Below are 12,633 nucleotides of genomic sequence, written 5' to 3' on the forward strand. Positions count from 1 at the left end.
AGCTAATGCTATTTCTTATCTGAATTTGCAGCCTCTTTTTCAGCTATTCTTTTTTCCATTTCTATACGTTGCTGCTCATATTGTTTTTTATTCTTAGCATCACTCTTTGCAGCCAAGAAAAGTATTCCAATAATTAAAAAAGGAATAAGTAAACCCAACCCCATTAATAACCAAGGAACAGATTTTTTTTCAACTGATTGCTGACTCATAAGTGATTTAAACTCGAACATCATTAATTTTAAGCTATGTAACAATATAACAAAAAAGAGCCTATATAAAGGCTCTTTTCTTAAGCTTAATGCTAGTTAAATAAAACTTAGAACTTACCTGTACAGTGCGGGCTTTGGCTAGCATCTTTCTGTGCATCAGTTAGAACAATACCGGTACCTGCTGACATATTCGTTTGAATAAAATCTACGGCATTTGCATTTTGACATACGATTGCTTGTGTATGAGTCGCATTCGGTACAATGGTTAAGTTATATCCCTTATCGTACCCAGCTTGAGGGAAAAATTTCAAAGCATTCGCTTTCATATTTGCGAATAAGGCTTGTGTTACTACAGGCAATACTGCCTGATCTTTTTCACCTTGAATAATAAATACAGGTGCTTTAATAACTTTTTCAGCTGTAGCATTCGTTGCAGGTTGAGTCGATGTTAAAAAACTTTGAACTACTTGATCGGTCTTGAATTTATTTAGATCAATACCGTACTGTGAAATTTGATGTGTAGGGTCAGCTAAGAAAGCTAGGATTCCTGCTTTAAATTTCTCCTGTAAACCATTTGCAGTATCAGGTGCAGGATAACTCAGACATGTACCATCATCTCCTGTACGACCATAAGCCAATTCTGCAATATCAGCTGCCCCTGATGTAAAGATTGACTTCAAATCATAATTTGGCTGCTGTGCTTTAATCCCAGCACTTGCAAAAGCAGCATATGCTAACAATTCGGCATATCCTTCTGCAGTTTTATCAATTGTTGGTACAGCAAGCGCCAGTGGATCATTTGGAGACATTTGCCCTGCAGCAATCGCTGCATCAATTTGTCTACGCGCTATAATTGCCTGATCTAGCTTACTAACTGCAAAATTACTATCTTGATTCATTGCAGGATCAATATAAATTTGAATAATTGTGCCCAAGCTTGATGCCGGCGCCCCAGCTACAGCACCTTTATAACTTGTATCTGTATTGGCGAATTCAGCAGTACCTAATGATGCATGTCCACCTTGTGATTGGCCAATTGACATCCAATCGCCTTTCAACTGATTTCCATAATGGTCTTTTGCTGCCTTGACTGCTGCTAATGCGGATTTTGCTTCACTAGACAAGTTTAAATACGGATGTACACCTGGCGTACCTAAACCCTCATAATCTGGTGCAATAATCACATAACCTGCTGCTAATAAGTTTTCAGCTAAAATTTTAAATCGTGGATTAATTGCATTTTTACTTGGCGCGCAGCTATCTCCTACTCCTACAGTTCCATGCTCCCATACAACCACTCGATAACCATCTTTAGGTTGCGATGCTTTTGGGAACAATACCATAGCAGTAGCAGTGGCTGTTTTTCCCTGCACATTTGTCATGTTATAAGTCATGACTTTAATTGATGAAGCATTATCAACTTTATCTATAGCGTAATTACTTTCAGACAAAAAGGTCTTATTTGAATCTATCCCAGTGTAATCGTCATTGTTGTCATTACATGCTGTAAGAAATAATGCTGAAACCGATAATGTTATAGCTAAAGCAACTTTTGACCGTTTCATAAAATATCCTTTTTATGTTATGTGTTATTTATTCCGCATAATTTTTATGCACAAATATTAAGACATAAAAAAAGTGCTCTGCATAGAACACTTTTCAACCTCACGGTCATTTTTACTATATGAAATTTAAAAATATTCCTAGAAAAATGATTAATCCTACCCAGCGATTGTGACGAAATGCCCAGAAACAAACCTGAGGGTTGCGGTCTTTGGTTTTAAGTGTTTGATATATAAAATCGAATGCCACAACAATTAAAGCAACAATTGCCCATGGAAATAAGATATTTTCTAAATACAACGCCGTTCCTATCAAAACAAGACTGGCTGCTTGTAAGATTGCAATAATCTGGATGTCATATCGACCAAAAAGAATAGCTGTAGATTTCACACCAATCTTTAAATCATATTCACGGTCTGTAATTGCATATTGAGTGTCATAAGCCACTGTCCAAGCCAAATTACCAAAATACAGCAGCCAGCAAGTCAGATCCGGAGTTTTACCTACAGCAGTAAAGGCCATTGGAATTGACCATGAAAATGCTGCTCCTAAAAAAACTTGCGGTAAGTTGGTATAGCGTTTCATAAATGGATAAATAAACGCTAAAAATAACGCGCCAAATGACCAATAAAAAGTTTCTATAGGTAAAAAGAACAAAAGACATGCACTTGCTAAAACAAGACCTAAGAATACATATACTGCTTCCCTCGCACGAATGACACCTGTTGCCAAAGGACGAGTTTTTGTACGCTCTACATGACCATCTACTTTACGATCAGCAAAGTCATTAATCGCACATCCAGCAGCGCGCATAAAAATAACACCTAAAATCATGACGAATAAAATACCTAAATTCGGTATTCCTTTTGATGCAACCCAAAGTGCCCACATGGTTGGCCAAAACACCAATTCTGTACCAATTGGCTTATCAAATCGACATAGATAATAATAAGCTTCTAAACGCTGACGCCATGTTGTACCTGTTGCAGTCGTCATAGTAATTCCTTGTCGTGCTGCTGATATAAAAAAGCTTCAAAAGCCGGTAAGAATGTTTCTTGAACAATAAATTTACACCCATGCCAAGTATAGCAACTTTGTCGCGTCCAACCTTCGGGTAAGCGAATAACACGGCGATCACACAGTGGCGTAGTTCTTTGAAATAAAAAACGGCCTATCGGTTTAGAACCAATATGCTGAAATATACGGGCTTTTTTTTGTAAACTTCGAATTGGAAAAATACTTTTTGCTTTAACCCAAGGTTCCACTTCACAGCCATATAAATATGTTTCCCTTACCCATGAAGTATGGGTATGAGGCATATTCATCCATTGACTGTCTGCAAAAGTTAAACGCTGAAAGTGTTCTTTAAAAGGTTTTACGCTGAACTGTCCACCGCCAAGTTCAGTCAATTGTTGGGTCAGAGAACCAGACGCATACAACCATGTTTTCAATGCAGGATTTAACGCTTCTTCCTGTTTAAGTACTGGTTGTCGTTTACGCATAATCTGCTCACATGAAAACTCGCACCTAGTTTACCCCAATTTTTTGATAAAAAACGTAGAGAATTCAATCAACATTCCAAGCAATAAAAAAGCCTGCATAAGCAGGCTTTTTTACGAAATACGTATTACAAGCTGTAGTACATATCGAATTCAACTGGGTGAGTAGTCGTGTTAAGACGACGTACATCTTCAGTTTTAAGTTCGATGTATGCATCAAGCATTTCTTTAGTGAACACGCCGCCTTTTAACAAGAATTCGTGATCTGCTTGAAGTGCTTCAAGAGCCATATCTAAGCTATGAGCAACTGTTGGGATTTTTGCTTCTTCTTCTGGAGGAAGATCATACAAGTTCTTGTCAGCAGCTTCGCCCGGATGGATCTTGTTTTGGATACCGTCGATACCAGCCATTAACAATGCAGCGAAACCTAAGTATGGGTTCATCATTGGGTCTGGGAAACGAGCTTCGATACGCTTACCTTTAGGGCTAGAAACGTATGGAATACGGATAGACGCAGAACGGTTACGCGCTGAATAAGCAAGCATAATTGGTGCTTCGAAGTGAGGAACCAAACGCTTGTATGAGTTTGTAGATGGGTTTGTGATTGCATTCAATGCACGAGCGTGCTTGATGATACCACCGATGAAGTACAACGCCATTTCTGAAAGGCCAGCATATTCATCACCAGCAAACAAGTTCTTGCCATCTTTAGAGATAGACATGTGAACGTGCATACCAGAACCGTTATCACCTACCATTGGTTTAGGCATAAACGTAGCTGTTTTTGCATATTGATGTGCAACGTTCCAAACAGCATATTTGAACTGTTGAACTTCGTCAGCTTTACGAACAAGAGTATTGAAGCTCACACCAATTTCTAACTGGCAAGAAGCAACTTCATGGTGATGTACTTCTACACGACCTGGGCCCATGATGTCTTCGATTTTTGCACACATTTCTGCACGCATATCTTGTGAAGAATCGACTGGAGGAACTGGGAAGTAACCGCCTTTAACACGTGGACGGTGACCAGAGTTACCAGACTCGTAATCTTTACCAGTAGACCAAGCAGCTTCTTCAGCGATTAATGTATGACGAGCGCCAGACATATCGATGTCCCACTTCACTTCGTCAAATACAAAGAATTCTGGTTCTGGACCGAAGAATGCAGTATCACCGATACCTGTAGATTTTAAGTATTCTTCTGCACGGCGAGCAATCGAACGTGGGTCACGCTCATAACCTTGACCAGTTGAAGGTTCAATAACGTCACAAGTCACAACTACAGTTGGTTCAGCAAAGAACGGGTCGATGAAACCAGTTTCCGCATCTGGACGTAAGATCATGTCAGATGCTTCAATACCTTTCCAACCAGCGATTGAAGAACCATCAAACATTTTACCGTCTTCAAAAGTATCTTCATCAATAGAATCAGCTGGGTAAGTTACGTGCTGTTCTTTACCCTTAGTATCAGTAAAGCGAAAATCGACCCATTTTGCGCCACTTTCTTGTATGAGTTGAAGGACCTTGTTCGCCATGCTCATTTTGCTCCAATGAAATTTTGTTGCACTTGTTAAGTGCGTGTTAGTTGCTGGTATTTATTAAGCAATTCTCATACCAACTTTATAAGACTTACCTAAAACATTGAATTACTTATAAGTATTCATGATTTAGGCCCCTTGTCTTGAACCCATTATACTGTTTGCTTGTGCAAATGCACCATATTCACACATTTTCAAATTATGGCATATTTAAATAGCTTATTATTGCCCTAATTTAGTGCAAAATTGTTGCACTGATATAATCCGCTGCATCAATTTCTATCAGACGTTCATGATCATAATACTTTCTTATATATAATGTTGAGATTCTTATTAGATTACACAAAAAATATTTATGCTTTTTAAAGTATTCATTCTCACTCATTTTTAGGTTGTTTAGATGACTTAAGCGCCTTGGTTAAGCCACCCAAGTAAGTTCTTTATTGTTTATTTACAATCTACCAAATAGTTTTCATTTTTATGAATTCTTATAGAGCATTTCAGTACTCGGCAGTTCTTTGATTCTTCAAATGAATACTCCTTTGTGTTATTCGCCTATCCACAAACTCCACTATTCATGTTCTTTTTCATTCACTGTTTTTATACAAGGTAAATTTGCTTTTATTGTTAAAAATAACTAAAAAATAAAAACATAAATTTTGGTTATAAATAAACAAACTAAAAGTTATGTTTATAAAAAACATAAAATCATTCAAGGATTTGAATAATGAAACATGAACTTGAACAGACCGATAAAGCATTTTTCGGTCATCCAAAACCATTAAAAACTTTATTTTTTACAGAACTTTGGGAAAGATTTTCTTATTACGGAATTCGCCCTTTACTTGTTCTTTATATGGTTGCTCTGGTGAATGACGGTGGGCTAGCACTTGATCGACCAACTGCCGCAGCTATTGTGGGATTATTTGCAGGCTCAATGTATTTAATGACAGTTTTTGGTGGGTGGATTGCTGATAACTGGTTAGGTCAGGCGCGTGCTGTCTGGTACGGTTCAATTATTATTGCTTTAGGTCACTTATCAATTGCCCTCACCACCATTTTTGATCAATTCTTTTTTTATTTCGGTCTAGTTCTGATTGTTCTTGGCTCAGGTTTATTTAAAACTTGTATTTCAGTGATTGTCGGAACACTATATAAAGCCAATGATGCAAGACGTGATGCAGGTTTTTCTATTTTCTATATGGGAATTAACATGGGGTCATTTATTGCCCCACTTATTACAGGGCTTTTGGCGAAAGACCATGGATGGCATTTAGGCTTTGGTATTGGTGGCATTGGGATGTTAATTGCTTTATTAATTTTCCGTTTTATGGCAATGCCCCAGCTTCAAACTTTTAATGAGCTACGCCAAGAAGCCAATAGCTGTAGCAAACCTGTCGTAGAAAATAAAAATGCGCCTAAAATTGTATTTAGCTTTTTATTCGCAGTTGCAGTCGTTATTGCGCTAACCTTCCTTGGTATCATTCACATCAATCCCGTCGCTGTCGCAACCTATTTAACCGTAGGAATTAGCATTGGGATTATTGCTTATTTTGCATACTTACTACTTTTCCTGAATTTAGAGCAAAATGAAAAATTTAAAATCATTATTTGCTTCGTTTTATTAGCTGCATCTGCTCTATTCTGGTCAGCTTTTGAACAAAAGCCCACAACTTTTACTTTATTTGCGCAAGATTATACGGACCGTATTGTTTTCGGTTTTGAGATTCCAACGGTATGGTTTGAATCAATCAATGCTCTTTTTATTATTATCTTTGCTCCAGTTGCAGCTTGGCTATGGGCAAAACTTGGTAAGGCAAATAAAGATCCAAGCTATATCAGCAAATTTATTATTGCGTTGCTATTCGCAGCAGGTGGCTTTTTGCTTATGACTTTAGCCAGTCATTTTGCTATTCATGGCGGAGTAGTTTCACCATTTTGGTTAGTTGGTACATTATTTCTTCTTACCATAGGTGAACTTTGCTTAAGCCCAATTGGCTTATCAACCATGACAAAACTTGCACCCGATGTTATACGCAGTCAAATTATGGGTTTATGGTTCACTGGTTCAGCTTTAGGCAATCTCATGGCAGGTCTCATTGGCGGACATGTATCGGCAGATGGTATTAATCACTTACCTAGCCTATTTATGCGCTGTGTATTGGCCTTGGTTATTGGCGCAATCGTGTTATTTTTATTAAAGAAACCAATGAATAAATTAATGGGCAAAAGTACCAGCAAAGTTCAACCTGATTTGGAAACCATATGAACGACTTAACTGTTCCAGAAAAACTAGCGAAACTTCGAGAACTCATGATCAATCAACACGTTGATGCTTTGGTTGTGATGAGTGCAGACCCCCATATGTCTGAATATTTACCAGACTACTGGAAAGCAAGGCAGTGGTTAAGCGGTTTTAGTGGCTCTGTTGGCACTTTAGTTGTGACACAAAACTTTGCAGGACTCTGGGCCGATGGCCGCTACTGGGTACAAGCCGAGCAACAACTCGCTGGAACTGGCTTTCAATTACAAAAACTGACCAGTGATGAATCTTCTACACATCTCGCATGGATTGAGAAAAATCTACCAGCGGGTTCGGTTATTTCAGTAAATGGGCAAACACTTTCAATCCAGCAATCTAAAGCGTTGGAAAATACAGCAAAGCAACGTGGCTTTAAGCTTGAAACACAGCAAGATCTAATTGGCTCGATCTGGTCTAATCGTCCAGAACTTCCTTTAGAACAGATTCATTTAATGCCTGAAGGGTTAAATGCCCTATCTCGTAAAGAAAAAATTCAGGCAATACGCGATGCTTTAAATAGTAAAGCGATTGAAGGACATTTCATTTCATCTTTAGATGATATTGCCTGGGCTTTAAATGCACGCGGACAAGATGTAGAGTACAACCCTGTATTCCTTTCGCATTTATATATCAGTGCTCAACAGGCTGTTTTATTCATTGATAGCATTAAAGTTGATTCAACCATTCAACAAGCTTTCAAAGCTGATGGCATTGAGATTCGTGACTATCGAGATTCAGCTCAGTTTTTAGCAAATATTTCTAATGCATCTGTGCTGTTAGATCCAGCCAAAGTATCGATTTTTCATGAGCAAGCCATCGCAAAAGATATTCGGATTGTTTACGACATCAACCCAAGTACACTTTTTAAATCGCGTAAACATGAAAGCGAAATTGCTCATATCCGCCATGCCATGGTGAAAGATGGTGTTGCCCTTTGCCACTTTTTCCACTGGTTAGAGAAAGCCCTTCATCAAGGTCAACGCATTTCAGAACTCACCATTGATGAGAAAATTACAGCTTTCCGTGCTCAACAAGAGGGTTTCATAGGTCCAAGTTTTTCAACGATTGCCGGCTTTAATGCCAATGGTGCTCTACCCCACTACCGTGCAACTGAAGAACACTACTCATTTATTGAAGGCGATGGCCTATTACTCATTGACTCTGGTGGACAATATGTTGACGGAACAACGGATATTACCCGTGTTGTTCCCGTCGGGACACCAACAGAGCAACAAAAACGTGACTATACTCTGGTTTTAAAATGTCATATTGCTTTGGCAAAAACGATTTATCCAGAAGGTTTAGCCGCTCCTCTACTCGATTCAATTTGTCGCCATACTTTATGGCAACATGGTTTAGATTATCGCCACGGCACAGGTCACGGCGTAGGCTTTGCGCTTAACGTACATGAAGGGCCGCAAGTGCTTTCTTATTACGCACCTATTCATGCCTATAGCAAATTGCGTGAAGGTATGATTCTTTCTAATGAACCGGGCTTATACCATGAAGGAAAATACGGTATTCGTATTGAAAATCTGGTTGCAAACAGACTTCACTCAGGGTTTGAAAAAACCTACGGCGATTTCTTAGAGTTTGAAACGCTGACCCTTTGCCCGATTCATTTAGACTGTATTATCGTTGAGATGCTAACAGATGAAGAAAAAGACTGGTTAAATGGTTATCATCAAAATGTTCAAGAAAGACTGGCTGAACATTTATCTGGCGATGTTTTAGATTGGTTGATTTATAACACACGTAAGATTTAATCTTCTTTTTGTTTAAGGCAGAATAGTTTTTTATTTACAATACAAGCTTATTCTGCCTTATTTGTACTTATCTATAATTTCAAAAAGCCTCACTTCTTAAACCATTTTTTCTGCAAATTTCTAACGAATGAAATAGTTAAACTGGTTACTTCTTTTTTTGCTATATTAGCCCATTAGAAAACGGCTTCTTATTTTTCAAATCTAAAAAGTCTTTTCTGAAAACGGGTATCAATATGGATAACTATTTTAGTCACTTATTAAATATATTTTAATTATCATGAGGTTAAGTTCATCATGCTTCTAATGATCGACAATTACGACTCTTTTACCTACAACATCGTCCAGTATTTTGGCGAGTTGAATCAGGAAGTAAAAGTAGTTCGCAATGATCAAGTCACATTAGAGGATATTGAACGATGGCAACCTAAATACCTCGTGATTGGTCCTGGTCCTTGCTCTCCAAGTGAAGCTGGTATTTCAATTCCTGCAATTAATCACTTTGCCGGAAAAATTCCATTGCTTGGCGTGTGTTTAGGACATCAAAGTATCGGGCAAGCTTTTGGCGGAAAAATTGTAAGAGCCAAAACGGTGATGCACGGACGTTTATCTGATATGTACCACAGCAATAAGGGTATTTTCATTAATCTGCCTAGCCCATTCTCGGCAACTCGTTATCACTCGTTGGTCATTGATCAGGAAACGCTACCTGACTGCCTTGAAGTAACATGCTGGACTAATGAAGCAGATGGCTCAATGGAAGAAATTATGGGCGTTAAACATAAGACACTTCCTGTTGAAGGCGTGCAATTCCATCCTGAATCCATTTTGAGTCAACATGGCCATCAAATCTTTAAAAACTTTTTAGACATCTATGCATAATTCAGTCTCGAATCGACTGTTCTAAGAGTAATTTGATAAGAACCCTTAATAAAAAAGCCAACTACGATCAGTTGGCTTTTTTCATGGCTGAATCAATTACAACTTTAACTGTTGCACAATTGATCCATCTTGTTTTGCTACCAGCGATTCGCAGAGTTGAATACGCTCTTTAGTCTGTTTCAATCCTCTTTCCACCCCAACCAACTCTTTAGTTCGTGGTGCAAAAAAGTCATTTAACTGTGCTGCCTGTTGTTGGGTACATGCTGCCCCACTAAACATTGCAGGAAAACGCCCAGCCGAAGACTTACCTAAACGGTCAAACACTGCCTCATGATTTACCTTAAACCAAGACCATAAGCCACCTTGCTCATCTCCATAATTATTAATGGAGTTAACTACGGTACGAACTTCACCAACTTTAACACGTGGGTTCAAAATCAACTGACGGGCTTGTTGACGTGTTGCTTCTTGATTTGCCGAACCTAAGGCTGTAAGGATTGCTAGACGCTGTGTCGGCTGACTCACATGTTGTAACTCTCCAGACAATCGGTCAAAAGCTGGTTGACCTTTTTCTTGTACACGTACAGCTAAAATGGTTGGCAATAATTCAGGGGTTACTTGCGCAAAGTTAAGCTGCTTTTGAGCAAAGAGTGCATCTGACTGTTTTAAAAGTTGTGCACGGACTTCTGGAACTTGAATATCTAAAGCAAGAAATCTAACTAACTCACTACGCCATAAACTGTCTTCAGCTGATTCACCTGTTTTGCTGACATAACCCAACTGATTTAATTTAGGTAAATATAAATTTGCCAAAACTTTTCTAAAATGTTCACGTTCAGCTTCTGTTTTCAATACATGACGATGAATTGTACTTAACTGGGAAAACAGCGCTGTACTAATTTGTCGGCTATTTGAATTAGCGAATTTCTTCGCAGCATCTACGACAGCCAACAAATTAATATCACCGTGGTTAAATGCAGCTGAAATTGCATAGGCATAAGCTAACTGTTCAGTGTTAGAAAGCTTTTCTGTAGCGGCAGTCAGACGAGTAAACTCTTTTTGTGGCAAACTAAATTGGTAGTATCCTGCCGCATCTGCATTTGGTATATACCAACTGTCAAGGCTGGCACCTTTGAGTTCAATCTTGGTTTCTGCTTGGTCTACCAGTTCACATTGCACTTTGCTACCTGCATTTGGAACTTCATAACGTACACATAATGGTACACCCCACAGGCTTCTTGCATCACCTTTTGAACCCACAGGTAAATAACGGCTTTGCTTCACATTTAAAAAGACTTTATTGCCTTTTTGCTGTAATGCGGTGTTAATTAAAGGCACACCTGGTTGATCAAGAAAACTTTTCATCGCTCTAGTAAAGCGCTCACCTTGTCCAGATTGCTCTGCTAAAGCGCTAATTAAATCATTGGCTGTCGCATTACCATATTGGTGCTTATTAATATAATTGCGTACCCCTTGTTTGAATTTTTCTTCACCTAAATAGTTTTCAAACATATTTAAAACAGCTGCACCTTTTTGGTAAGTAATACCATCAAAAGCCGTTTGAATATCGGCATTGCTTAAAATAGGCTGACGTATACGACGTACACTCACCAAGCTATCACTTTTCATCGCATCTGCGGTGTCTGAAATACGCTCTAAATCAGCGTTAAATTCCGGATGTAATTTTTGAGTAATTTTACTTTGCATCCATGTCGCGAAAGATTCATTTAGCCACAAATCATCCCACCACGGCATCGTGACGACATCACCGAACCATTGATGTGCAAGCTCATGTGCATTGACATTAAATGAATTCTGTACAAAAGAGACTGGTGAGTCCTTATCTAACAACATTAGATAGTCTCTAAAAGTAATTAGCCCTGGGTTTTCCATTGCTCCGGCAGCAAAGTCTGGTGCGGCAAGTAAGTCGAGCTTGTCAAATGGATAACCAAAGGCAAAATAATCTTCTAAAGTTTTTAAAATTGCTGGCGTTTCAGATAAGGCATGCTGCATTTTTTCAGCTTTAGCATCAGGTGCAATACCACGTAACTGGATCGGCTGCTTACGCCATGAAGTTACTCCAATATCTGGCCCTTTTTGTAATTGCCATGGTCCGACAGCCAATGCAAGTAAATAAGTTGGCAGTGGTTTTGTCTGTGCAAAACTGAGCGTTTTCCAACCTGACTTCTCTGCTTGCTCAGATGTTTGTTGGGTATTGGTAAAACCTGAATATTTGCTTGGAATCGTCAAACGGATATTAAACGGCGTTTTAAAACGTGGTTCATCAAATGATGGGAATGACTGGCGTGCACTAATTGCTTCCATTTGAGTCATCACATAAGGTTTACCCTCAAACTCAATTTTATAAATACCGTCGAGCTGCTGATCGTACGCCGCATTAAAATCTAAAACGAGTTGATACTGGCCTGCGGGCAAGGTCTTGGCAAATTTAATTTTACTCACCCCATCGACCTCGGAGGCTTGCTCATATTTTGCTTTGGTTTTGACGCCCTCTGCCGATGTGATATTCACATCTTTCACCGTTAAAGACTTACCATGAATCCAGATGTGATCTGTGGCTTGAGCCAGTTTTAAATGAATAGTAGTTTTACCGGTATAGCCTTTTTGTGCGGGATCAATCTTAAAATCTAAATCATAAGATTCGGGTACAACCCACTCGGGTAATTTACCAATCGGGATTTGTTCACTGTTATTAGATGCAAAAATTTGAGTTGCCGATAAAGATAATAATGTTGTAAGTAGCAATCTTTTTTTAAATGAAGGCTTGACCAGCATAAGGGGTTTTATCCTCTGTAGTTTTAAATAAAAAGATGCAGCAATTGCTGTACCACTTCGCTGCATCCATACATCATT

Annotated in this window: 8 protein-coding genes and 1 pseudogene; 3 read left to right on the forward strand and 6 right to left on the reverse strand. The window is 38.7% G+C overall.

Annotated features, from left to right (window positions below; genetic code table 11):
* Nucleotides 1-8: 8 nt before the first annotated feature.
* The 5 genes from ABLC00_RS12985 to glnA form a co-directional block, all read right to left on the reverse strand.
* Nucleotides 9-209 (reverse strand): hypothetical protein, encoded by a 201-nt coding sequence (locus tag ABLC00_RS12985; protein ID WP_004886133.1) that lies wholly within the window; start codon nucleotides 207-209, stop codon nucleotides 9-11.
* Nucleotides 210-316: 107 nt separating this feature from the next.
* The gene (locus tag ABLC00_RS12990) at nucleotides 317-1,774 is read right to left on the reverse strand and encodes a S9 family peptidase (protein WP_004886131.1); all 1,458 of its coding nucleotides are present in this window, start codon (nucleotides 1,772-1,774) and stop codon (nucleotides 317-319) included.
* Nucleotides 1,775-1,889: 115 nt separating this feature from the next.
* Nucleotides 1,890-2,768: a 4-hydroxybenzoate octaprenyltransferase gene (gene ubiA / locus ABLC00_RS12995; protein WP_004886128.1), complete on the reverse strand. Its 879-nt coding sequence runs from the start codon at nucleotides 2,766-2,768 to the stop codon at nucleotides 1,890-1,892.
* On the reverse strand, nucleotides 2,765-3,274 hold the full coding sequence (locus ABLC00_RS13000) for a chorismate lyase (protein ID WP_004886125.1): 510 nt from the start codon (nucleotides 3,272-3,274) through the stop codon (nucleotides 2,765-2,767). Before ABLC00_RS13000 ends, ubiA begins: the two co-directional genes overlap by 4 nt.
* A gap of 125 nt (nucleotides 3,275-3,399) precedes the next feature.
* Complete coding sequence (glnA, locus tag ABLC00_RS13005) at nucleotides 3,400-4,815, reverse strand: type I glutamate--ammonia ligase (RefSeq protein WP_002052696.1); 1,416 nt, start codon at nucleotides 4,813-4,815, stop codon at nucleotides 3,400-3,402.
* 704 nt (nucleotides 4,816-5,519) lie between these two features.
* Here glnA and ABLC00_RS13010 point away from each other — a divergent pair.
* The 3 genes and pseudogenes from ABLC00_RS13010 to ABLC00_RS13020 all read left to right on the forward strand — a co-directional run bounded on the left by ABLC00_RS13010 (nucleotide 5,520) and on the right by ABLC00_RS13020 (nucleotide 9,759).
* Nucleotides 5,520-7,081 (forward strand): annotated as a pseudogene (locus ABLC00_RS13010) (peptide MFS transporter).
* Nucleotides 7,078-8,880 (forward strand): aminopeptidase P family protein, encoded by a 1,803-nt coding sequence (locus ABLC00_RS13015; protein WP_033846060.1) that lies wholly within the window; start codon nucleotides 7,078-7,080, stop codon nucleotides 8,878-8,880. The pseudogene ABLC00_RS13010 and the gene ABLC00_RS13015 overlap by 4 nt, the downstream one beginning before the upstream one ends.
* A 294-nt stretch (nucleotides 8,881-9,174) precedes the next feature.
* The gene (locus tag ABLC00_RS13020; protein WP_004886114.1) at nucleotides 9,175-9,759 is read left to right on the forward strand and encodes an aminodeoxychorismate/anthranilate synthase component II; all 585 of its coding nucleotides are present in this window, start codon (nucleotides 9,175-9,177) and stop codon (nucleotides 9,757-9,759) included.
* Nucleotides 9,760-9,855: 96 nt separating this feature from the next.
* Here the strand turns inward: ABLC00_RS13020 and ABLC00_RS13025 are convergent, their stop codons facing one another.
* Nucleotides 9,856-12,621, reverse strand: a complete 2,766-nt coding sequence (locus ABLC00_RS13025; RefSeq protein ID WP_009498543.1) for a M1 family metallopeptidase — start codon at nucleotides 12,619-12,621, stop codon at nucleotides 9,856-9,858.
* Between the last annotated feature and the right edge of the window lie 12 nt (nucleotides 12,622-12,633).

The organism is Acinetobacter nosocomialis, from assembly GCF_041021905.1.
Taxonomy (GTDB): domain Bacteria; phylum Pseudomonadota; class Gammaproteobacteria; order Pseudomonadales; family Moraxellaceae; genus Acinetobacter; species Acinetobacter nosocomialis.